This is a genomic window from Acinetobacter sp. BY419, from assembly GCF_019038395.1.
Taxonomy (GTDB): domain Bacteria; phylum Pseudomonadota; class Gammaproteobacteria; order Pseudomonadales; family Moraxellaceae; genus Acinetobacter.
On record NZ_JAGFXZ010000008.1, the window covers coordinates 52170 to 75367 of the forward strand.

Annotated in this window: 30 protein-coding genes; 1 reads left to right on the forward strand and 29 read right to left on the reverse strand. The window is 44.1% G+C overall.

Annotated features, from left to right (window positions below; translation table 11 throughout):
• The first annotated feature begins 42 nt into the window (after window positions 1-42).
• Complete coding sequence (locus tag KUG37_RS04885) at window positions 43-951, forward strand: lysine exporter LysO family protein (RefSeq protein ID WP_216934928.1); 909 nt, start codon at window positions 43-45, stop codon at window positions 949-951.
• A 119-nt stretch (window positions 952-1070) separates the two neighbouring features.
• On the opposite strand, the gene KUG37_RS04890 is transcribed toward KUG37_RS04885, so the two are convergent.
• The 29 genes from KUG37_RS04890 to KUG37_RS05030 form a co-directional block, all read right to left on the reverse strand.
• Complete coding sequence (locus KUG37_RS04890) at window positions 1071-1289, reverse strand: hypothetical protein (protein ID WP_216934930.1); 219 nt, start codon at window positions 1287-1289, stop codon at window positions 1071-1073.
• Window positions 1290-1378: 89 nt separating this feature from the next.
• Window positions 1379-2059: an orotidine-5'-phosphate decarboxylase gene (pyrF, locus tag KUG37_RS04895; protein ID WP_216934931.1), complete on the reverse strand. Its 681-nt coding sequence runs from the start codon at window positions 2057-2059 to the stop codon at window positions 1379-1381.
• Window positions 2060-2095: 36 nt separating this feature from the next.
• Window positions 2096-2455 carry a lipopolysaccharide assembly protein LapA domain-containing protein gene (locus tag KUG37_RS04900; protein WP_004278852.1) on the reverse strand — a complete coding sequence of 120 codons (360 nt, stop codon included), beginning with the start codon at window positions 2453-2455 and terminating at the stop codon, window positions 2096-2098.
• Between the two features lie 24 nt (window positions 2456-2479).
• Window positions 2480-2785: an integration host factor subunit beta gene (locus tag KUG37_RS04905; RefSeq protein ID WP_064096560.1), complete on the reverse strand. Its 306-nt coding sequence runs from the start codon at window positions 2783-2785 to the stop codon at window positions 2480-2482.
• A gap of 163 nt (window positions 2786-2948) precedes the next feature.
• Window positions 2949-4628 carry a 30S ribosomal protein S1 gene (rpsA, locus tag KUG37_RS04910; protein WP_216934932.1) on the reverse strand — a complete coding sequence of 560 codons (1680 nt, stop codon included), beginning with the start codon at window positions 4626-4628 and terminating at the stop codon, window positions 2949-2951.
• Window positions 4629-4738: 110 nt separating this feature from the next.
• On the reverse strand, window positions 4739-5422 hold the full coding sequence (gene cmk / locus KUG37_RS04915) for a (d)CMP kinase (protein ID WP_216934933.1): 684 nt from the start codon (window positions 5420-5422) through the stop codon (window positions 4739-4741).
• Between the two features lie 17 nt (window positions 5423-5439).
• Window positions 5440-5871 carry an SRPBCC family protein gene (locus tag KUG37_RS04920; protein WP_216934934.1) on the reverse strand — a complete coding sequence of 144 codons (432 nt, stop codon included), beginning with the start codon at window positions 5869-5871 and terminating at the stop codon, window positions 5440-5442.
• 60 nt (window positions 5872-5931) lie between these two features.
• Window positions 5932-6447, reverse strand: a complete 516-nt coding sequence (gene tadA / locus KUG37_RS04925; protein WP_216934935.1) for a tRNA adenosine(34) deaminase TadA — start codon at window positions 6445-6447, stop codon at window positions 5932-5934.
• Between the two features lie 6 nt (window positions 6448-6453).
• Window positions 6454-7575 carry an enoyl-CoA hydratase/isomerase family protein gene (locus KUG37_RS04930; RefSeq protein WP_216934936.1) on the reverse strand — a complete coding sequence of 374 codons (1122 nt, stop codon included), beginning with the start codon at window positions 7573-7575 and terminating at the stop codon, window positions 6454-6456.
• Window positions 7572-8285 (reverse strand): uracil-DNA glycosylase, encoded by a 714-nt coding sequence (gene ung, locus KUG37_RS04935; protein WP_216934938.1) that lies wholly within the window; start codon window positions 8283-8285, stop codon window positions 7572-7574. The genes KUG37_RS04930 and ung overlap by 4 nt, the downstream gene beginning before the upstream one ends.
• 46 nt (window positions 8286-8331) lie before the next feature.
• Window positions 8332-8928: a 6-carboxytetrahydropterin synthase gene (locus tag KUG37_RS04940; RefSeq protein WP_216934940.1), complete on the reverse strand. Its 597-nt coding sequence runs from the start codon at window positions 8926-8928 to the stop codon at window positions 8332-8334.
• Window positions 8929-9080: 152 nt separating this feature from the next.
• Entirely contained in the window at window positions 9081-10028 is a 948-nt protein-coding gene (gspK, locus tag KUG37_RS04945) for a type II secretion system minor pseudopilin GspK (protein ID WP_216935008.1), read from the reverse strand.
• Between the two features lie 38 nt (window positions 10029-10066).
• Window positions 10067-10702: a type II secretion system minor pseudopilin GspJ gene (gspJ, locus tag KUG37_RS04950; RefSeq protein ID WP_216934942.1), complete on the reverse strand. Its 636-nt coding sequence runs from the start codon at window positions 10700-10702 to the stop codon at window positions 10067-10069.
• Window positions 10699-11100, reverse strand: coding sequence for a type II secretion system minor pseudopilin GspI (gene gspI, locus KUG37_RS04955; RefSeq protein ID WP_216934944.1), 402 nt, complete (start codon window positions 11098-11100; stop codon window positions 10699-10701). Before gspI ends, gspJ begins: the two co-directional genes overlap by 4 nt.
• On the reverse strand, window positions 11090-11641 hold the full coding sequence (locus KUG37_RS04960; RefSeq protein WP_216940246.1) for a type II secretion system protein: 552 nt from the start codon (window positions 11639-11641) through the stop codon (window positions 11090-11092). Before KUG37_RS04960 ends, gspI begins: the two co-directional genes overlap by 11 nt.
• 9 nt (window positions 11642-11650) lie before the next feature.
• Window positions 11651-12265, reverse strand: a complete 615-nt coding sequence (locus KUG37_RS04965) for a TetR/AcrR family transcriptional regulator (RefSeq protein WP_216934949.1) — start codon at window positions 12263-12265, stop codon at window positions 11651-11653.
• 40 nt (window positions 12266-12305) lie between these two features.
• Window positions 12306-13079, reverse strand: coding sequence for a TatD family hydrolase (locus KUG37_RS04970; protein WP_216934951.1), 774 nt, complete (start codon window positions 13077-13079; stop codon window positions 12306-12308).
• A 27-nt stretch (window positions 13080-13106) separates the two neighbouring features.
• Entirely contained in the window at window positions 13107-13448 is a 342-nt protein-coding gene (locus KUG37_RS04975) for a PilZ domain-containing protein (RefSeq protein WP_216934953.1), read from the reverse strand.
• A 15-nt stretch (window positions 13449-13463) separates the two neighbouring features.
• A complete protein-coding gene (locus KUG37_RS04980) occupies window positions 13464-14444 on the reverse strand; it encodes a DNA polymerase III subunit delta' C-terminal domain-containing protein (RefSeq protein ID WP_216940248.1) in 981 nt (326 codons plus the stop codon).
• A 14-nt stretch (window positions 14445-14458) separates the two neighbouring features.
• On the reverse strand, window positions 14459-15220 hold the full coding sequence (gene kdsB, locus KUG37_RS04985) for a 3-deoxy-manno-octulosonate cytidylyltransferase (RefSeq protein WP_216934957.1): 762 nt from the start codon (window positions 15218-15220) through the stop codon (window positions 14459-14461).
• 12 nt (window positions 15221-15232) lie between these two features.
• Window positions 15233-16237: a tetraacyldisaccharide 4'-kinase gene (gene lpxK, locus KUG37_RS04990; protein WP_216934960.1), complete on the reverse strand. Its 1005-nt coding sequence runs from the start codon at window positions 16235-16237 to the stop codon at window positions 15233-15235.
• Window positions 16238-16240: 3 nt separating this feature from the next.
• On the reverse strand, window positions 16241-17968 hold the full coding sequence (gene msbA / locus KUG37_RS04995) for a lipid A export permease/ATP-binding protein MsbA (protein WP_216934962.1): 1728 nt from the start codon (window positions 17966-17968) through the stop codon (window positions 16241-16243).
• Window positions 17968-18390, reverse strand: a complete 423-nt coding sequence (locus tag KUG37_RS05000; RefSeq protein WP_216934964.1) for a biopolymer transporter ExbD — start codon at window positions 18388-18390, stop codon at window positions 17968-17970. The genes msbA and KUG37_RS05000 overlap by 1 nt, the downstream gene beginning before the upstream one ends.
• A 10-nt stretch (window positions 18391-18400) precedes the next feature.
• Entirely contained in the window at window positions 18401-19039 is a 639-nt protein-coding gene (locus tag KUG37_RS05005) for a MotA/TolQ/ExbB proton channel family protein (protein ID WP_216934966.1), read from the reverse strand.
• Window positions 19040-19072: 33 nt separating this feature from the next.
• A complete protein-coding gene (locus tag KUG37_RS05010) occupies window positions 19073-19960 on the reverse strand; it encodes a ParB/RepB/Spo0J family partition protein (protein ID WP_216934968.1) in 888 nt (295 codons plus the stop codon).
• Window positions 19957-20739, reverse strand: a complete 783-nt coding sequence (locus KUG37_RS05015) for a ParA family protein (RefSeq protein ID WP_216934969.1) — start codon at window positions 20737-20739, stop codon at window positions 19957-19959. The genes KUG37_RS05010 and KUG37_RS05015 overlap by 4 nt, the downstream gene beginning before the upstream one ends.
• Window positions 20740-20765: 26 nt before the next feature.
• Entirely contained in the window at window positions 20766-21398 is a 633-nt protein-coding gene (rsmG, locus tag KUG37_RS05020) for a 16S rRNA (guanine(527)-N(7))-methyltransferase RsmG (protein ID WP_216934972.1), read from the reverse strand.
• An 85-nt stretch (window positions 21399-21483) separates the two neighbouring features.
• Window positions 21484-22173 carry an N-acetylmuramate alpha-1-phosphate uridylyltransferase MurU gene (gene murU / locus KUG37_RS05025; RefSeq protein WP_216934974.1) on the reverse strand — a complete coding sequence of 230 codons (690 nt, stop codon included), beginning with the start codon at window positions 22171-22173 and terminating at the stop codon, window positions 21484-21486.
• Window positions 22174-23187 (reverse strand): aminoglycoside phosphotransferase family protein, encoded by a 1014-nt coding sequence (locus tag KUG37_RS05030; RefSeq protein ID WP_216934975.1) that lies wholly within the window; start codon window positions 23185-23187, stop codon window positions 22174-22176. It abuts the gene before it with no gap.
• Window positions 23188-23198 lie beyond the last annotated feature (11 nt).

Below are 23198 nucleotides of genomic sequence, written 5' to 3' on the forward strand. Positions count from 1 at the left end.
GGTGGCATAATTTAAAGGTAATTTTTTCAATCCATTAAACTTATGCAATCGCTCTGGCTCATCTTCCAGCTTCTATTCTGTTTAGCACTCGGTTTTGCTATGGCAAAACGAATTCCGCTTTCGATTATTAAAATCTGTTTCAAGCTATTACCCTATTTTAGCTATGTTTTATTGATTGCAATTGCCTTTGAGTTTTCACAGCTCGTAGATGAGTTACAGCATCCCCTACAGATTTTGAGTACATCGATCAGTATTGCCTTTCTGACCTCACTCGGTGCTTTTGCATTTTGCTATCTGCTATTTAAATGGGCAGGTTTTCTTCCCAGTTCAGGCCGGGTCTCCGTCGATCTGGTGCTCAAATCCTTGCTAAATATGAGTTATGCATTTTTGGCTCTCGCAGGCGGATACTTTTTACATGCAGGCTTGAGTCTGTTTGATGTGTCCTTGCAAATTAGCACCTGGCATTTGTTATTGGTATTTATGCTCATGATTGGCCTGGATCTGGCTTATTCACCCTTAGACCGTTCCTGGTTAAATTTTAAAATTCTACTGGTTCCCATTGGTTGTATTTTTGGTTCCCTATTTGCGGTCATAGCCTATTCATTCTGGAACACCGAAATTGGTATGAAAGATTTGATCATGCTGTCACAAGGTTATGGATTTTATTCGATGTCAGGCGTTGTCGTCACGGAACTTCGCAATGCTGAACTCGGCAGTATCGCGCTGATGAATGACCTGTTTAGAGAAATTTTCGCCATATTACTGATGTATTGTATGGGCTGGAGATATCCAAGATCGGCCATTTCAGCAGCAGGTGCAACCGCAATGGATGTAACTTTGCCAATGGTTAAACAGGCCTGCGGGCATGATTTTATCCCGCATGCTATGGTGAGTGGATTTATACTTTCTGTGCTTGCGCCAATTATGGTGAGTATATTGGCAGCGATTTAATAGCTTTATCGCTGTCTCAATCTTCCTAAATATCTTTTATAAAGAAGGACTCTCCTCCCTGACCAAGTTTTAAAGCAGGATTTTAAAACGAAGCACAAGAAAGGGGCCGGGAGGGTTGACTAAAAACTTAAGTCAATATTACCTAAGGCATCGCCTACTGTTTCAATAACATCCGAAGCAAGGCTAATGGCATCAGATGTCAAACTGACAACATCGATCCCCGCTGTCCAATCTACTGAGCTTGCCTGCTGTTCTTGTCGTTTGAGTTGTTCCGCCTGTTGAACATTTTGAATCAGATCGTCCTGTTCTTTTTCTGAAGGTAGTTCAGATGCATTCATAGAAATTCATTTACTTTAATTATTATTTATATTTTCTGAATATCTAAAAAAGCCTTTCAACTGAAAGGCTTTTTATCATTTATATAAGATTAAAGCGTTGCCAAAATATCTTTTAAGGTCTGACGCATATTTTTAGACTGGGTAATCGGACGACCAATCACCAGATGAGTAGAGCCATCCAGCATTGCCTGTTTTGGTGTGACAATACGCTTCTGATCATCAGCATTTGAACCTTCAGGACGAATACCTGGTGTCACCAAGGCAAAGTATTGACCTAATGTTTCGCGCAACATTTTGGCTTCCTGAGCTGAACATACCACTCCATCCAGGCCACTATCTTTTGTCAGCTGTGCCAGACGTTTCACATGCTCATTGGGTTCAATGTCCAGGCCAATATCTTTCAGGTCTTCACCGCCCATTGAAGTAAGAACAGTTACCGCAATCAACTGAGTCTGATAATTACCCGCTTTTAAACGCTCTGCACAGGTTTCCATCATCTTACGACCACCAGAGGCATGCACATTTACCATCCACACGCCCAAATCAGCTGCCGCGCAGACTGCCTGTGCCGTTGTATTTGGAATATCATGGAATTTCAGATCCAGAAACACATCAAAACCTTTATCTTGAAGTACTTTGACAATGATTGGACCTTCATGGGTAAATAACTCTTTACCAACTTTTAGTCGACACAAAGCAGGATCTAGCTGTTCTGCAATGGATAAGGCATCAAATTGGCTTTTAGCATCTAGTGCAACAATGATACTCAAGAGATTACCCCTTCATATAGGCAAAAAATAAGCCCATTATAATGGGCTTTGATTTTCATTGGTAATATCTAATACAGTTTTTTCATGCCGGGTATGGGCTGCTGCTTCAGCGGCCATTAACTTGGCTGTATTCAACTGTTCCTTACGTAGATGTTCAATGTCTTTACGCAGTCTTTTAATTTCCCAATTTGTCTGAAAAACCCGGAAGATCTGAACGCCCAATAACAGGCCCAAAACTACACCTAAAGATAAAGTGAGGAGAAGCAATAATCCCAGGCGCATTGCGGGAACTTGAGTAAATAACAAGTCCACTGACAATTCGGTACCATTTTGCAAAACTAATGCTAATGAATAACCAAACAGTACTAATAATAAAATGACCAGAACGTAGCGCATGAACACCCCGTAAAATATTTACAATTATTTTTGCGCAGACTCGTTTACAGCGTCACGTAATGCCTTGCCTGGTTTAAAGTGCGGCACTGCCTTTGCAGCCACCTCTACAGATTTACCAGTTTTCGGGTTACGACCTACGCGCGGTTCACGGTGATGCAATGCAAAACTACCAAATCCACGAATCTCGATACGATTATCAGATGATAAAGCTTCTATCATTTGATCAATCATAATTTTAACTGCCTCTTCTACCAGAGGCTCAGCCAAATGTGGATTTTTTAACGCAATACGCTCTATTAAGTCAGACTTATTAAGTGCTTCAGTAGTCATCTGCGACCTCTTTAATTATCAAGCTACTTGGGATCTATTCCCAGATAATAACCTGTTTAAATACAAAACGGTAGCGCAATAATTAAATACTACGCTACCGTTTACAGTATTTGTATAAAAAGTATTAGTTAACTTACATTAACAATACAATTCAAACGCTTACTTAGTTGCTCATTTGCGCTTTGATCAGATCACCAATAGTCTTAGGACCATTTTCTTGACCAGCTGCTGGAGCTGTTTTCAAGTTAGCAACTGCTTCTTTCTCTTCAGCTTCGTCTTTCGCTTTGATAGACAAGTTGATTGCGCGAGATTTACGATCAACGTTGATGATCTTCGCTTCAACTTCTTGACCAACTTCAAGGAACTTAGTTGCATCTTCAACGCGATCGCGGTTGATTTCAGATGCTTTCAGAGTCGCTTCAACTTCGTCAGCTAACTTAACAGTTGCGCCTTTAGCATCAACTGCAGTTACAGTACCTTTAACCAACGCACCGCGTTCGTTAGCAGCAAGGAAATCATTGAACGGATCGTTGTTCATTTGCTTGATGCCAAGGCTGATACGGTTGCCTTCAGCGTCTACAGAAAGGATAACCGCTTCAACAGTGTCGCCTTTCTTGTAACGACGAATCGCTTCTTCGCCTTGTTCGTTCCAAGAAATATCAGACAGGTGAACTAGACCGTCGATACCGCCTGGTAAACCGATGAAGATACCGAAGTCAGTGATAGATTTGATCGTACCAGAAACTTTCTCGCCTTTGTCGTGGTCTTTAGCAAACTCTTCCCATGGGTTAGCACGAGTTTGTTTGATACCAAGAGAAATACGACGACGCTCTTCATCAACTTCAAGAACCATAACATCAACTTCGTCACCAATCTGAACAACTTTAGATGGGTGGATGTTTTTGTTAGTGTGATCCATTTCTGAAACGTGTACTAAACCTTCAACGCCTTCAGCGATTTCAGCGAAACAACCATAGTCAGTCAGGTTAGTTACGCGCGCTTTAACGATTGAACCTTTAGGGTAACGGTTCATGATCGCTAACCATGGATCTTCGCCAAGTTGTTTAAGACCTAGAGAAACACGGTTACGTTCGCGGTCGAACTTAAGGACTTTAACAGTAACTTCTTGACCCACTTCAACAACTTCTGAAGGGTGCTTGATGCGTTTCCAAGCCATATCAGTGATGTGAAGAAGACCATCAATACCGCCAAGGTCAACGAATGCGCCGTAGTCAGTAAGATTTTTGATAGTACCAGTAACTGTTTGACCTTCTTCAAGCTGAGCAAGAAGAGCTTCACGGTCAGCTGAAGATTCAGCTTCCATAACAGCACGACGTGAAACAACAACGTTGTTACGTTTAGCGTCAAGTTTGATTACTTTAAATTCTAACTCTTTACCTTCTAGGTGAGTAGTATCACGAATAGGACGAGTATCAACTAAAGAACCTGGAAGGAACGCACGTACTGGACCGATGTCAACAGTGAAACCACCTTTAACTTTACCAGAGATAACACCAGTAACGATTTCGCCGTCTTCAAAGATTTTTTCAAGTTTAGTCCAAGTTTCTGCGCGTTTAGCTTTTTCGCGAGAAAGAACTGTTTGACCCATACCATTGTCAAGTGCTTCAACAACTACGTCTACAGTGTCGCCAACTTGAACTTCAAGTTCGCGCTGTTCATTTAAGAACTCAGCACGGTCAACAATGCCTTCAGATTTAAGGCCAGTGTCAACAGTTACCCAATCAGAGTCAATGCTTACTACAACGCCCTGGATTACTGCACCCTTTTCAACGTTGAGGTTTAATTCGCTTGCTTCAAAGAGGGCTGCAAAAGATTCGGTCATGATATTTCCGATAAAGTCAGCGGTCTTGGATCAGACAAGGCCGGTTTAATTAAGCATCTACATAGTCCATATAAAACTGATCAAGCTATGCGTTTGCTGATAAAATTAGGTTAATTTGCTAACTGCTGATCCACATAAGCGGTCATCAGTTGGAATACTTCATCGATGTTCAAAGTTGAACTATCGATAACGTAAGCATCATCGGCAGGCTTGAGTGGAGCGACAGTGCGTTCCATATCTCGTTTATCGCGTGCGATGATATTAGCTAAAATGTCGTTTATTTTAACATCCAGCCCCATACCCTGCAACTGCTTTACACGTCTTTGCGCGCGCGATTCAGCCGAGGCGGTCAAATATATTTTTGCCTGGGCGTTTGGAAAGATACTTGTGGCCATATCGCGCCCGTCTGCCACCAGACCCGGCGCCTGTGCAAAAGCATGCTGACGTGAAACCATCGCCATTCTAAGCTCAGGAATTGCTGCGACTTTTGAAGCAAATTCCCCCACCCGCTCAGTGCGAATGGTTTGGGACACATCTTCGCCATCCAGCCACACCTGCACCCCGGTTTCGGTACTGACAAACTGGATATCCAAATTTGTTGCAATTTGTACGCATTCCGGCAATTTTGTGTCCAATGAATCCAGCAAATCATGTTGATGCAATGACAAACCCAAAAGGCGGTATAAAGCACCAGAATCTAATAAGTGAAACTGATAATGGGCAGCCAGTTTCGCTGCCAACGTGCCTTTGCCAGACCCACTTGGACCATCAATGGTAATAATTTGAACTGTCATTGCTTTCCCGTTGTTGTTTAAACAGATTTTGCGAGTTTTGTCAGGCCTAGTTTAATCGCTACCTGTAACTGTGCAAGGATTAATTTACTCACAAAAGGCGCACGTGCCTGCAATTCAATCGTATAAGTCACTAGCGTTTTGTCATCAGCCAGTGCTTCAAATTCAATAATGCCCAAATGATGCTTGATCAAGGGATTTTTAATAATCTGATATTCAATGCGAGCATTCGGCTCAAATAAAGTAATCTGTTCTTTTAGAGGTTTTACTGGCCCCACTCCCAATGCACGTACCGAACCGAGTCCATCTGGATATTCAGCATTTGCAGAATCCTTGATTCGTTCAACCTGCATCGGTGCGAAAGCAATATTGTAGGTGGCATGCTTAGACATTAAATCAAAGACATCATCAAGAGCTGCCGGGAATTCTTTTTTTACTTGAATGCTGTTCATTATTGTTCCTGAAGAGTGTAGTTATTTGAAAGTGAGCAAATTTTAGCGGATAAAATAGATTTATTTCTGCGTATTTAATAACTTTTCTTGTAACTTGAGTTGTCGTTTCTGCTTACGGCGCAGCTTGAAAAATGCACTGAGCTGTTCAGAACATTGCTGCTGCATACAGCCTGCTTCGAAAGGAAATACGTGATTATAGTAGCCGGTTTCAAATAGTTGACGCGCACTCACCAATGAACCCGCTTTCGCTTCAAATGCCCCAAATACCACCTTTGAAACCCGTGCATGCACCAGCGCACCAACACACATGGTACAAGGTTCTAAAGTCACATACAGTACCGCATCATCAGGCAAGCGATAATTCCGGATATTTTGACAGGCATCACGCAGCGCTACAATCTCTGCATGCGCAGTGGGATCATTCAACGAGATCGGTGCATTAAATCCCTGACCAATGATCTGATTCTGGCTGACGATAATCGCACCTACTGGAATTTCTCCTTGTGCAGCAGCAAGTGCAGCCTGCTCGTAAGCACACTGCATCCAGTATTCATCTGTAAATTGTGTTTCGGACATCGAGGCTTAAATCACACCATAATGCTTGAGCAACTCATTCCAGCTTTCAATGCTTGTAACTGGAGGATTTCCTGACAGAATACCTTTTAAGCTCATATCTGTACCCTGCTTCCATTCCGGTGACAAGTCTTTATCGACCAGACGTGCTCGCACACCTTCCACAAAATCATGATCACGGATTTTCCAGTCTGAGATCTGAACTTCCAGCTCAAAAACTTCCTTCCAGGAATGTACCTGCTTGCCCCATTGCCATAATAGCCAAGTCAAGGCTGCGGTGGTTGGTGAACCTTTTTTCAGGTTTTCACTGGCCTGACGTAACCAGTCACTGCGTGCATCACTCAGGCCAATAATCGATTCATAATCATGCTCGAAGTTAACACCACGGCAAACACTCTGAATCACATCCAGAGAATTTTGCAGCGGTCCCGGCCCCACCGGACGGTGCATACTATTGAGTGTGTCATCAATGGCACGGAAGTCGCCCGCAGGATAATGATCCCAATCGATATTAATGACTTTATCTAATACCGAATCACGTTGTGCATCACAAATATGCGTTGCCCAGCCAATACCATAAGCGCCCGCAGCGGTCATGATTGAACCAGTCAATCCGTTAAACAAGCCAATCGCACCACGATCTGCCAGGAAGCGGGTTGCACCCACGTCCGGATATAAACCGATATTGATCTCAGGCATCGCCAAACGCGAATATGGGGTCACTAAACGGAAAGGCGCCGCCATAAACAGGCCCAAACCACCACCCATTACATAACCTTCACCCCAGACTAAAACCGGTTTAGCGTAATTATGCAGTAACAGGTCGAGCGCATACTCCTGCTCAAAGAACTTATTGGCAGCCGCCACTTCATCATTAATGACCAGTTGACGCAGCTTACGCACATCCCCACCGGCACAGAATGCTTTGGGTGTGGTTGAATCCAGCCAGATGGCTTTTACGCTGTCATCACGATGAAAATCCCGAAAGACTTCCAGAAGTGCGGAAGCAATCGACTCATCGAGAGCATGCAAAGATTTCGGACGATTTAAACGAACGATACGCCAACCATTGTGCGCTTCTTCAACAATCAGATCCGGATGATAATGTTTAGTAAGGGGAGAATATTTCATGCGTCCAGCTGCCAATCTATAGGCTCAATGCCATGTTGCTTGAGGTAGTTGTTCGATTTTGAAAATACTTTACAACCAAAAAAACCACCACGGTTTGCGGCTAAAGGCGATGGATGTGCGGCCTTTAACACGAGATGCTTGTCTTGATTGATGCGCTGTCCTTTACGCTGTGCGTATGCGCCCCAAAGAATAAAGACAATATGTTCACGCTGCTCATTTAATACATCAATAACGTGATCGGTAAATTCTTCCCAACCGCGCTTCTGATGCGAAGTCGGCTGACCTGCTTCCACGGTCAGTACTGCATTAAGCAAAAGCACACCCTGCTCTGCCCAGTGCGTCAAGTCACCATGCTTGGGTTTTTCCACCCCAACATCAGCATGTAACTCATGAAAAATATTACGCAAAGATGGAGGTAATGCAACCCCCTTTTGCACTGAAAAGCTTAATCCATGCGCCTGATTTGGGCCATGATAAGGATCCTGCCCTAAAATCACCACTTTCACCCGATCTAGCGGTGTGGTATTTAAAGCATTAAAAATCAGATGATTGGGAGGATAAATGATTTTATCTGCTTTTTTTTCTTCAATGAGAAATGCTTTTAATTCATCCATTTTCGGACTAAGTAAAAACTCACTCAATCCATATTTCCAGCTTTCATCCAACTGAACTTTATTCAGTTTGGCCAGTTGCTGTTCATTTAAAGACATTCTTCAATCCTAAATCTATGTCAATGGATTTAAAGTCACGCAGACTTTAAATCTGTACCTGTAAATCTACTGTAGGGTTATGAAATGGCGTGCCGTGTTTGAGCTTGGCAAACATGTCGGGATCGGTCCATTCAGCTTGCACCTGTTCAGAGAACTCAATTTGTTCCAGACTGAGAATCCCCATCTGTTCATTTTGAATATCTTCTAAAAAGCTTTGTGCATAACCGGTATCGGTTTCATGCACAATCACAGAATAGACCTCGACATCACCTTCGCCATTTTGAGTAACAGTCGATGCCAGCACTTGTTGTGCAAGAAAGAAGAAAATACGTGAAAACTGCTCTGCCGATGGTGATACCGGTAAAGATACCCAACGCGCACTGAAATTCTTGCAGGCCTGAATATATTCCGGGTCGTCATTTTGCCAGAAACAGATGGCATGATCGAAAGAATCAAAGAAATCCTTAATCACACCTTTAAGCAGACCAAAGTCATAGACCATTTGACCATGATCTAACTTCGAGGCTTTCAGCAATAACTCGACTTTATAACTATGACCATGAATTGAACGCTTACAACGGTCTGACGTGCAGTTACGCACAATATGAGCATTCTCAAACTTAAATAACTTACGAATTAACATATGCCGTCATGTCGTCAAAAAATAGGTGAATTAATTTTGATTATAAAGCAAAAGTGAAGCTTTGAGGATTAATTTTGCTGTTCAATAGCATAGGGAAAAGGGATCAGCCCGGCATTCGAATATATACGGACTGTATAATTCATGAACTGCGCTTAAAATGGTGCCATGCTGCGATAAGCCACATACACTTGTTTGTCCTGCCGCACCAGATCACTGCTAAACTGACGCTTGCGTTCGCTTAATACTACTTCAATTTGGGCTTTAAAATAATTGGATTGCACACCCAGCAGGCTATTCAACAGATTACGCTTGCCAGCATCGACCTGGGCGAAAGGTTCAATTGCCCACAGTTCAGACACATTAGAAAAGTGCTCTAGATTGGATTGACGCTGATCCAGCAATTGTTGCACCGCATTTACGTCCAGCTTTTCATCCATGCTGGCCAGAAGAAAAGCAGAGGCTGTATTGATATTGACCGGACTTTCCTGCATCGGTGCAGCACTCAGATAAGGTGCTATCAGCTTGTACTTATTTTCCTCAAAGCCGCGTACCAGCTTTAATTCCTCTACGCTATGAAATTTTGCATTCGGTGGCAAAGCGGCATTGGGCAAGCCTTGATAATAATTAGATTCTGCACCCATTCCGCCACTAACCAGCTCGTTTTCATCCTGCCAGTCAATCACCGCCTCACTGAGCTGCTCTGGCAAACCGACGCGCTTTAAAATCAGCTCGAACCATGCTTTGGCATTTTCATTGACGGTATCTTCGGCAGTGATCAGGCTATTTAAATTAAACTTTCCCGATTCATCCTGTATTTTTCCGGAAACATAACCGTCTTCTACCGGAAAAGCCGGCATTGGCTGCGCCCAGGTTTCCTGCAGATGATCAACCTCTGCGGCATTTTCAGCATCATCCACCAATAGTTCAGAAAAAAAAGCTTCAGCACTTTTGGCATACATCAGCGACTGATTCTGCCGCATCAGATAGGCTGTACTTTCAGCCGTTGCAGCCTGACGCTGCGCAATCGTGGCAGCAAGGATGGTCGCCAATGCCACCATCACCAGAATGGTAATCAGGGCAATTCCCTGCTGCTGTTTCATCATCACACTATTGCTCATCTGCTTCTTATTCTTCTGTTTTAACTGGTCAACCCCGAATTCTGGTTATCGAGCAGAAAGTCTGTATTGAGTAAACTAAACATCCATTCATAGCTGACACCATTTACGGTTAAATTGATTTTAATGCCTTTGGGTAAGCGCTTTTTCTGCTCTAATTGGTTCAGATCTGCAGAAGCATCAGGCCATTGCGTGATTTCATTCGGATTCAGCACCACGATCTGGAATTGCTCAACCTCGGATAATAAAATACTGGATTCCGGCTGATCACGTCCAGTCTGATTCAGGTTGCGGTATTTCAGTCGGTAGAGTCTCTTTTCATCGGCCCGATACTGATATTCAATACGCTCATCTGGAGAGATTCCTTGTTCCAGAGGATCAGTCACCCCGGTTTTACTAAAATTAAAACGTCCATTTTGCAAAACCAAGGCCGGTTGAATATCACCATTAATATTGGCTGTTAGAGGAACTGTCTGTACCGTATCCCGCAAGATTTGCTGATAAGTGCTTTGCAACTGCCCCAAACGCTGCTCATGAATCGTATTTTGATCTTTGGTTTTGACAATATAATCAAAAACTTTCCAGCCCAAAGCAGACAGTACGGCAAAGATCGCAATTGCAACCAGTAATTCGACCAGGGTAAATCCTTTAGGCTTCATGGGGTATTGTTCATGCGGTGATTAAAGAACATCAAGCTGCTGATCCCGGATGCAACTTGGCCGGTATCCTGATTGACCAGACTGACCTGTAGTTCAATACGCTGTACATTGGGGCTAATCGTCGGTTCACTGCGCTTGTCAATCTGCCAAGTTTCGCCTTGCTGGGTCAGTTGTTTGGAGGCCATGCCATCCATCCATTCCTGATTGATTTCCATTTGCGCCACTTCATTCAGGGCGACAAACTGCGCTTTAGTACGCAGAATGGCATTTGAAGTAGATTGAGTATATTGCATTGCGACTTTGGTCAACGTCATGGCTGCGGTGGCGAAAATTGCCAGTGCGACCATCACCTCCAGCAAGGTAAAGCCTGAGCTACGCTGTGAGGATCTAGCCTTCATTGACTTTCCCCAGATGATCAATTTCAATCGCAGAGCCAATTTCGCGATCTTCTAAAAAGAACTGAATGCGTACCGGCTTGACCTCACCATTACCCAGCCAGATCAATTGAGGCGAATTGGCCTGAGTCAGGTCACGATTTTGTGCATTGGCATACCGCTGCGGCTCTAGCGCCTGAATCTGGAAGGAAACATGATCGGGCAAATTACGTAATTTGAAATCTGCATAACTTTGCCATTTCTCATTTTGCAGGTTCTGCTCAGCTTGGGCTGCAGAACGATATTCCACCACCCCATAACGAAACGGTGAAACATCGGTTGCTGGCTGAGTTTCAAGGGCCAATATTCTGGACTGGTCATTGGCCTCACGCATAACGCGCTGCAGGTCTAATAATAAAATCTCACGTGCCTGCATCGCTTTGCGATGATCAACACCACTGGTATTTAACAGCACCAGGGATGCCATGATACCCATAATCACAATCACCACCATCAATTCGATTAAGGTAAAGCCACGAACTGTGCTATGCGGTGATCTGATCATAAGACGACCTTAGGCAAACTGCTCGGCAGAATGCGCCTGTTTGGGTAAAGCCAGTGCCTGATCAATATAGGCTACACGCAAGGTATCGCGTGAACCCAAGTAACGCTGATAGAAACTGGAATTGAGAATTGCAGCAGCACCATGGGTCAGCGACCAGATCGAAGCCAGATAATCACGTACCGACATACGGCTATTGATTGAATCCAGATACCTTTCTGTCATGCGGATAATCAGACGCAAACGCTGCTTACGCACCTGATACAGCTCACTGAACAGGTGCTGAATCCCGACTCCTGTCGTTGACAGTCGTTCTTCAATCTGGTGAAACAACACAGTACGTTCTGGATGATGTAAATGATGCAGCATAAAGAAGGCTAGATGTTCAGGAAAAGCCTTTTCACTATCCTGAATCATTTCCAGCAACATGCGCTCATTACGGATAATCAGCAGCATGTACAGTTCATCTTTACTCTGAAAATGCTTATAAAGTGTTCCTTTGGCCAGATCAAGCTCGGCAGCAAGCGCATCTAGCGTCATTCCTGCTTCACCATTTTCCAACAGGAGCTGTTCTGCGACTTGAAAAATCAAGGTTTCTCTTGCTCGAAACTGAGCCTGACGATCCATCTTCACCCTATAAACTCTCTTGTACTTTATATAACTTTATTTACTTTAAATTTAGAAGATTTTCAAAGTTCTGCTGTGTGATATAAGCTATTTCTTCTAGTGACTTATCATATACATCGCAAAGCGCTTTGGCTACATAAGGAACGTATTTAGGCTCATTAGATTTGCCACGATACGGCATTGGAGCAAGATAAGGACTATCCGTTTCAATCAGCACACGATCCAGCGGAACCTGTTTGGCCACATCACGCAGATCCTGCGCATTTTTAAAGGAAACAATCCCGGAAAATGACACATAATAACCGCAATCCAGTACTGCTTTAGCCGTTTCCCAGTCCTCGGTAAAACAGTGCAGAATCCCGTGAGTCGATTTTTCCGCGCGAATGATATCAACGGTATCATGCTTGGCGGAACGGGTATGTACCACGACGGGTTTTTTGGTGATTTGTGAAGCATGAATATGCCGGGCAAAACAGGCTTTCTGTTCTTCGACAAAATCTGTACTGTGATAATAATCCAGACCGGTTTCACCGAGTGCCCAGACTTTTTCCGGTTGTGCCAGCTCGACCAGATATTCAGTCGTGGCACGCGCCATAGTTGCCGCATCTTCGCAAGGATGTACCCCCACGGTATAACCGACATCTGGATGACGCGCGGCAATTTCCGCCAGCGCGATATGATCATCCAGATCGACCGAGATACTCATGAATCTGGATACACCCGCTTCACGGGCCTGTGCGAGTGCCTGATCCAGATCACCGTTATACGGTGTTAAATCCAGCATCGTTAAATGACAATGAGTATCTACAAACACAATGCGTTCCTACCACAGTTAAATGAACTACATAGTGTAACTTTTACGTCCTTCAGATTTAAGACCCGCAACCAGACGATCTGCTTCATTTTTGAAATAAACGCCCTTTTCACCGCTTAACTGGATGCCAAAACCTTGTGGCTTAATGCCATTCTGCTTTTGCGATATCCAGATTACTTTACCGGTTAAGGGAATTTTCTGGGTCTGTTCAGGCAGGGTCGTCAATACAAAAACTTCCTCACCCAGTTTGACCGGTTGCTTGGAAGGAACAAAAAGCCCGCCACCCAACACATAGGGCATATAGCTGGCAAATAGTGTTTCGATGTCAGGAATATTGGCCTGAATAATACCGCCCATACGTGGTTGCATGTGATTTCCCCTTAATTAAAGATTCATCAGTTTGATAAACAATTCATCGATGACCAGATTACTCTGGACATTCTGTTCGAGATATTGCTTGGCGCGCTGAAAATCTTCATAAATTTTAAAAAGTGCTTCTAATGAATACTGTTCGGCAAGCACATTAAACTCAAGATCAATGTTTTTCACCATTTGATTGAGCTTGACACAAATTAAATCGTACAACAAGTATTCAAACATTTGAGCAAATTCACCAAAACTCAGGCTTTTATTCCATTTGGTCGCAATCGCAAGCGGCATATTTTTTTGCATGACCAGTTTTTGCCAGTCTTGCAGGAATTCCTGACGCAGTGGCAGCCAGGCACTTTGTGCCACCTCTAGTGCTTGTAGCGGCATCTGATTGGACAGGTTCATCAATAACTGTTGCTGACTAGCGCCTGCATCCGGGAGCTGATTCTGGACATAATCGCTAAATTGTTGTTCGGAAATCCGGTCTAAGGCAAAGTGCTGCAAGCGGCTCCGTATGGTCGCGGGCAATTTTAAATAATGAGTCGCCAGTAAAATAATAACCGTATTATCACCGGGTTCTTCCAGCGTTTTGAGCAAGGCATTGGCAGAGGCAATATTCAAGGCTTCTGCCGGCTCAATCACGATCACCCGCCAGCCATCTACAGTTTGCTGTACAAAAGGTAAAAGATCACGAATCTTCTCGATCTTGATTTTGGCATTCTGTTTTTTATTGTCTTCATCGGTACTGATATGCACATAATTGGGATGAGTATCGGCTTTTAACCACTGGCAACTGCTACATTCACCACATGGCCCCGCAGGCTGACGATTCAGGCATAACACCCAGGCCAAAAACTGCTGGGTAAATGCTTCTTTGCCACAGCCTTTTTTCCCATAAAACAACAAGCCATGCCCAAGCTTGGGAAAGCGCCCAGTCAGCGCTTCCCAGACCTGTTGCTGCCATGGATAAATGTGTGCATTGACATCAAAGGGCATACAGTTGGCTCATCTTAGGCAAAAGAAGAAAGATCCATTCGATTCAGGCGATCCAGATCTTCCTGGGTATCAACACCCGGCGGTAAATTTGCTTCAGCCACGGCAATTGCAATACGGTGTCCATTTTCCAGTACCCGTAACTGTTCTAGAGATTCCAGTTTCTCCAGAGCGCCCATGTCCCAAGTCACATATTCTTGCAGCAGTTTTACCCGATAGGCATATAGGCCTAAATGACGGTACGCCTGATTATGCAATTTTGGTTCAGCCAGTTTCGCGCCATCACGATCATAAGGGATGGTGGCACGGCTAAAATACAGTGCCTGCTGGTGTTTTGACATAACCACTTTAACAATGCTATCGCGCTTGAACTCATCTAATTGATGAATCGGCTCACATAAGGTAGACATCGATGATTCAGGCTGGTCTTCCAAGAGCTGTGCCACCTGTTTCACCAGCTGTGCCGGCAATAAAGGCTCATCGCCCTGCACATTCACAATAATGTCATCACTTGCCCAACCTTTGATTCGGGCCACTTCACTCAGGCGGTCTGTGCCCGAAGGATGATCGGCTGAGGTAATTACCACATCAATACCTTCGGCATGGCAAACTGCGGCAATGCGCTCATCATCCGTGGCCACACACAGATCATCAAAACCTTGTACTTTTTTAGCCTGATCGACTACACGCAGAATCATGGGACGACCATGAATTTCCAGCAAAGGTTTACCCGGCAGACGTGAACTGGCAAAACGCGCTGGAATGACAATGTGTTTCATAGTGAATGAGCCTTAAGAAATTTGAATACCGTATTGTTGTAACTGTTGCTGCAAGACCGTATAGCAGGCTGACGATAACACTGCATCGACTGGCACCACCCAGATATCCTGTTTAAAATCGGGATATTGTTTAAGTAATGCCATAATTTTTACCGCGTCTTTTTCGGTGGTAATGATCGGATTGTCATCATCAAACTGTAAATCTTCAATGTCATAGTCATGATGGTCAGGAAACTCATGACACTGAAATTGCTCAATGCCTAAATTTTGTAAGGTCTGATAAAAACGCTGTGGAAAACCAATTCCCACCACTGCATAAAAAGCCGATTGAGGATTAAAAATCTTATTGTTGTCTTGATTAAGCAGATAAGGCTGTGATGCAGCCAGATGCATATGCAGTTCAGAGCTGGGGTGTGCCGAATGCTCAATCACGGTTCCCGTTTTTAGCCGTGTTACCGGTTCGCGCAGATAACCTTCTGGAAGCAGTTTCTGATTGCCCAGACCGCGATTATTGTCCAATACAATCCATTCAATCTGTCGGTTCAGGGCCCAGTGCTGTAAACCGTCATCACAGATGATCAGATCTAGCACATGTTTTTCCAATAGCAGCTCAATACTTTTTTGCCGGTTGGGACCGACTGCCATTGGTACGCCCGTCGCCTGCACAATCAAAGCAGGCTCATCACCGACCCTGTCCGGCAAGGTATTAAAATCTACATAAGCCGGAAATGGGCCTTTGCCGCCATATCCACGACTGATCACGCCTACACGGATATTTTTCTCGGTCAAGTAATCAACCAGTTGAATCAGCAAAGGTGTTTTACCGCTACCACCGACAGTGATATTCCCGATCACCATGACTGGAATCGGCGCACTATAACTTTTTTTAATCCCTTTTTGATAAAGCCAGTGATTGCTGACAAAACCCAGGCGATACAGCCATGATAAAGGACGTAGCACCACCAGCCACTTTGCCTGTGCATTCCAGGCATCCTGAATGATTTGTGCCAATGCCATGAGTTACTGTTCCTCAAAGTTGCGCTGATGCAACTGATAATAAGCACCATGTAACGCAATCAGTTCTGAATGACTACCCTGCTCAACAATACGTCCGTGATCCATGACCACAATACGATCCGCATTTTCAATTGTGGATAAACGGTGTGCGATCACAATGGTGGTACGGTTTTGCATGGCTGTATCAAAGGCACGCTGAATAAAGTATTCCGACTCGTTATCGAGTGCACTGGTGGCTTCATCCAGAATCAAAATAGAGGCATTTTTTAAGATCGCACGTGCAATCGCGATACGCTGGCGTTGACCGCCAGACAGATTCAAACCCTGAGCACCCAGTTGCGTATCATAACCTTGTGGCAATGCCATAATAAAATCATGTGCATAGGCCGCCTTTGCCGCCGCAATAATATCTTCATTGCTCGCACCTTCAAGCTGGCCATAAGCAATATTTTCACGCACGGTACGATTAAACAGCACCACTTGCTGGTTGACCATGGCAATCTGGGTACGCAACGCAATAAGTTCAAAATCTTCAATCGGTTTCTGATCCAGCAGAATCTGCCCGGAAGTTGCATCCTGATAACGCACCAGCAGATTCACCAAAGAGGTTTTACCTGCACCAGAACGCCCAACCAGAGCCACTGTTTCACCGGCCTTTACCTGTAAATTAAAGTCACGAATTGCATGATGGCCATCATCATAAATCAGGTTGACATCTTTAAATTCAATGTCGCCTTTCAGGCTATCCGTTAAAGTCCCGGTATTTTTTTCTTCAGGCATGTCTAGCAATTCAAATACTGAATGAGCCGCAGCCATACCCCGTTGAATTTTTTCATTGATGTCGGTCAAAGCTTTGATTGGTCTTGCCAACATGCCGGCAGCAGTAATATAAGCGACAAACTCACCCGCAGAGGTATCCCCGAGAATTTGTGGACGCAAGGCAATAAACATCACAATACTCAGTGAAATAGACATGATCAGCTGAACCACAGGACTATTCAACTGTTGCACAGCGACCATTTTCAAGCCGCGACGCAAATTTTCAAGCGAGTTCTGTTTAAAGCGTTCCTGCTCGTAGTTTTGCCCACCAAAGCCCTTGACGATCAGGTTGGCATTGACCGTTTCCTGAACTACATGGTTCACATCACCCATGGTGTCTTGCACTTGCTGCGATAATTTACGCATCCGTCTTGCAGCTTTACTAATTACAAAGCCAATCACAGGCGCAAAAATCAGGATACACATGGTCAGACGCCAATTGGTATACAACAGATAGCCTAATAGTGCCAGAGTGATCAAACCTTGTTGCAACAAGGTTCTCAAGGCTTCAGTTGAAGCAGCTGTTAACTGTTCAACGTTATACATAATTTTGGCAGTAATATGCCCACTGGTATTATCCAGATAATACTGCGACGGTAAACGCAGCAGTTTTGCAAAAACTTCCTGACGGATATTGAATACCAGATTACGGGAAATCACTGCAGTAAAATACCCCCCCATGAACAAACCCAAGCCCCGGAAGAACATGAGTATGACCACCAAAAACGGGAAAAGTGAAGTGAAACTCTGGTCTTTATTTTGAATCGCCTCAATAATATATTCCAGTAATTTAGCGACAGAGACTTCCGTAGCGGCATTAATAGAAAAACCGAGCAGGACAAGCAATCCGATGCCCCAAAACGGTTTTAAATAACTTAAAAGGCGAAGATAGACCTTAAAATCGTGCTTCACTAATAACCTCGGGTGGGTACTTTGGTACTGATATTAACATTTACAAAGCCGAGCTGCCCGGCTACATCCATGACACGAATCACGTCCTGATGGCTGGCTTTCGCGTCAGCTGCAATCACGAACATTAAATCACGGCGTTCATTAGAAATCTGTTTAATTGCAGTATTTAAATCTGCGACTTCCTTACTGGCCAATGACTGGCCATTGACTGCGTAATGACCATTGGCATCCACAATCACTTCAACTTTCTGATCATAACTTTTAGGCGGCACACCCTGCGCATCAGGCAGGGTCAAATTCATGCGGCTCATTTGACTAAATGTCGTCGACAACAGCAAAAAGACCAGAATAAACAGCAGACAGTCAATCATCGGTGTCAGATTAATATGTACATCTTCTACCTGGTTGCGTTTGAATTTCATCATCCGCCTCCTAGCTTGCTTTTTGCATGTCTTGGTCTATATCTGCATTATTGCGATAAAAAAGATCCGCATGAAACAAGGTTGCCTGCTGTTCAAGTTCAGCCACATATTCCTGAACCAGACGCTGGAAATAACGGTGGGCAAAGAGTGCAGGAATCGCGATCAGCATACCAGCTGCTGTAGTAATCAACGCTTTGGAAATACCCGGCATCATCAGTACAGGATCACTACCGGTACCCACATCAATCATCAGGAAAGATTCAATAATACCAAGTACAGTACCTAACAAACCCAGCAATGGTGCAACCGCGCTCAGGGTTCCCAAGAAATTAATATTTTTTTCCAGATAACCAAGTTCCTGCGATGCCACCACTTCCATTTGTGCACGGGCATACTGTTCGCCCTGCGGCTTGCTGGCATAGCCTGCAGCAAATACCCGACCCAAAGTACTGTGCTTTAAGTCAGCACTTTGGTTGATTTTTTGCACGACTTGCGCTGTATTTTGCGCAGGACCCATCAGAAGGGTCGCCGGAAGCACCGCTTTCTTTTTCAGGCGAATCAGGCGCTCGATCGAAATCGCCAGCATAAAGATAGAACACAAGACCAGTGGCAGCATGAGCCAGCCACCCGCTTTAACCAATTCCCACATCTAATTTATTCCCCAATAAAAAAAATATATAAATTATTCATCTTCTAAAATAGAAAGAATGCCATCCAGCTCTTCTAAAGAATGATAACTGATGACCAGCTTCCCTTTCCCTTGCTTGTTATAGTCAATTTTAACATCAGCACTAAAACGTTCCGAAAGGCGCTGGGTCAATTGTTGAATATCAGGTGCAAGCGCTTGTTTTACTTTTTCTTGTTTAGGTGCATTAAAATCACGCACCAACTGCTCGGTTTGACGAACAGACAGACTTTTTTCAATTACGATATCTGCCACTTTAAGCTGATCTTTCGGTTTCAGCGTTAAAATCGCACGCGCATGTCCCATGTCCAGCAAACCTTGCTGCATAAAGTCTTTCACTTCTTCAGCCAGACTGAGCAGGCGAAGCAGGTTACTGACTGTAGTACGCGCTTTACCCACAGTGTCTGCAATTTCCTGATGGCTTAAGCCAAACTCTTCATGGAAACGCTGCAGAGCCATGGCCTGATCAATCGGATTCAAATCCTGACGCTGGATGTTTTCAATCAGGGCCAGTGCAATCGCGACCTGGTCTTGAAGTTCACGCACAATCGCGGGAATTTCAGTCAACCCGGCTAGTTGTGCAGCACGCCAACGACGTTCACCCGCAATAATTTCATAAGGATAGCGCTCATCATCGACCGGACGGATCACGATTGGCTGCATGATGCCATGCTTTTCAATCGATGCTGCCAGTTCCTGTAAATCCTGCTCGTTGATATAACGGCGTGGCTGATATTCACCACGCTTGAGCAAGTTCACATCAATCTGTTTCAGCTGACCATGATCAAGACCTTGCGCTTCCATCTGTAATTTTTCTTTTTGAATTGAACCTAGCAAGGCATCCAAGCCACGACCTTTAGCCAGTCCACGTTTCTTGACGGTCATGCTTTACTTCCTTTTTTCACTCTGCTTTTCTTTAATACTTCAGCTGCCAGATTTAAGTAAGCAACTGCACCCTTTGAGCTTTTTTCAAAATAAATCACCGGCAAACCGTGTGCAGGTGCCTCAGCCAGACGAATGTTCCGTGGAATCACGGTTTCATACAGCTTTTTACCAAAATATTGTTCTAATTCTTCAGATACGTCACGGGTCAAGGCATTACGTGCATCGTACATGGTGCGTAATACACCCACTATTTGCAGATCCGGATTCAATGCCTGTTGAATGCGGTCAATGGTCTGGGTTAAATCAGCCAGACCTTCCAGTGCATAGTATTCACACTGCATCGGAATCAGTACACTATCCACGGCTGCCAAAGCATTCACCGTAATCAGGCTAAGACTTGGTGCACAGTCGACAATAATATAGTCAAATGAAGCTTCAATTTCCTGCAATGCATCACGCAAAATGAACTCGCGTCCTTCCTGCTCTGCAATCACCAGTTCAACCCCGGCCAGATCACGGTTTGCGCCAAGAACCTTATAGCCAACTTCCGCCTTGGAGATCGCTGTTTCAATCGGCACTTCACCCAGCAATACATCGGTTACCGAATACAGCAGATCATTCTTCTGAATGCCAGACCCCATGGTCGCATTGCCTTGAGAATCCATATCGACCAGCAAAACGCGTTTTTTTAACACAGCTAAAGATGCCGCCAAATTTACTGCGGTTGTAGTTTTACCAACGCCACCTTTTTGGTTTGCAATCGCAATAATTTGTGCCATGTTACCCCCCAATCCCTTTAAAATTCTTAAATACGTTTTAATAGAAGTAAATGACGCTGTTCGTCTAAGCGCGGAACTTTAAGTTCAATAATCTCACAACTAAATTCATTTTTTAAAGCAGTGACTTCATCTTCAGGAATCAAGCCTTTCATCGAGGCAATAATTGTATGTTCATGCATATACGGTTTAGATGCATTCACAAAGTCAGTCAGAGATGCAAATGCACGACTGGTAATCACATCAAATTGACCCAGCTCGTTAATACTGTCTTCATTTTCTACACGAGTCTGCACGGCAATAACATTTTTAAGTTTTAAGTCAGCAATGAACTGCTTGAGGAAACGAATTTTTTTACCGTTTGAATCAAGTAATACACATTCACGCTCAGGCTGACATAAAGCAATGATCATGCCCGGCATACCACCACCCGTACCGATATCGAGCAAACGGCCTGCTGGTAGATCTTTCAGAATGCTCAGACTATCTAATAAATGCTTGACCAGCATTTCTTTAGGATCGCGGATTGCAGTCAAATTGTATGCTTTATTCCATAGCACCAAAGCATCCTGATATTTGAGTAATAAATTTAAAGCCTCATCAGATAGCTCTAAACCCAAAGCCTGGCTACCCTGCTTTAGTTCTTGAAAAAACATGTGCATAAACAATCTACGCTCGAAAAAGTTAGGTGGAAGTATACCGTTTTCTCTATCTTGGCACAGTAGGTAGTGCTTAGCGAATATTCACTTAAGCAAACTTCCCTTCACGGATCGCCCTATCCAGTGCCGTTAAACGCTCGGGGGTTCCTACATCGACCCAAACACCTGCCAATTTTGAGGCAGCAACTTGATTATTCAACATCGCAGCCTTTAATAAAGGGGCCAAAGGACGCTTTCCCGCCTCTAAGCCTTCAAACATTTTGGGACTGATGACTGATACACCGCTAAAGGTCAGATTCTCACCATCCATCTGCTGATCGAAGGTATAGGCTTTCCCTTCTGCAAGCGTGAAATCACCCATTGGATGCTGTTCAGGATTCTCTACCAGAACCAGATGTGCCAAATTACCATTTAGATCAATATCTAATAAAGGTGCAAAATCCATCGTGGTCCAGACATCCCCATTTAACAGGATAAATGGCTGATCACCTAACAATGCTAATGCATTAATGATCCCGCCTGCAGTTTCCAGACCTTCAGCTTCATGTGACCACAGAATTTTTACGCCGAATTGTGAACCATCACCTAGAGCCTGAGCCAGTTTCTCTCCCAGCCATGCGGTATTGATGACAATTTCAGTGACCCCAATCGCCGCCAGTTTTTCAATATGCCAGACGATCAGTGGCTTGCCACCTACCTCAAGCAAAGGCTTGGGGGTATGCAAAGTTAATGGGCGCATACGATTGCCGAGTCCTGCGGCTAAAATCATCGCTTTCATTTACGCAGCCACCTCGTATGCACCGTATTTAGCCTCAAATGCAGGCATCACTCGTTCATGCATAAACTGCATAAATGGCTGTAATTCCGGATAAGGCTTAGATTCTTCTAACAAGTACCACATCACACGTGGTAAGTCTTTGAGATAACCCGACTTGCCATCACGTTCAAACAGGCGCACAAAAATACCCAGAATCTTGATATGACGCTGAATTGCCATCATGTCGGCATCTTTTTTAAACTGGGCAAAGTCACGATCTTGTTTAGATGCTGCGGGCAACAAATCATAGAAAGTCTTGAACCAGCGATACACGTGATCTGCATTCCACTGCACATAAGCATCACGGGTAATCGAGATCAGGTCATAAGTATCTGCACCAATCACTGCATCCTGAAAATCAATCACACCCAGTTCTGTTTCATTATCAATTTTCATCAGGTTACGGCTATGAAAATCCCGATGTACGATCACTTGCGGCTGCGCCAAGGCTGCATTGGCCAAAATCGCAAAAGTACGTTTGATCAGGGCACTTTCTGATTCGGTTGGCTGAATCTTTAAAGCTGGCAACATCCAGTCGGTGAGCAATTCCATCTCTGAAATTAGCTTTTCATAAGAATACGCCGGGAAATGTCCTTTGCCAGCAATCGATTGCAACTGGATCAGCTGCTTAAAACTTTGCTCGTAATACGTATCGACCGTCTGTTCATTTAGAAGATTAGAGAGCAGAACGTCGCCAAAATCTTCGAGCAGTAAAAAACCATTTTCCAGATCTTTTGCCACAATGTGCGGAACACGTACGCCATGGGCATCAAAAAATTCATCAATCGTCACAAAAGGTACACAATCTTCTTTTTCTGGTGGTGCATCCATTAGCATAAATGTTTTATTATTCAGCTTGATTCGTGCATAACGACGGAAGCTGGCATCACCTGCTAAAAAATGAGTTTCAAATTGATCTGAACCGAGTACAGAGGCAATCCAAGATTGTATCAATTGTTCGCGTTGTGTATTCATTTGCAATTAAT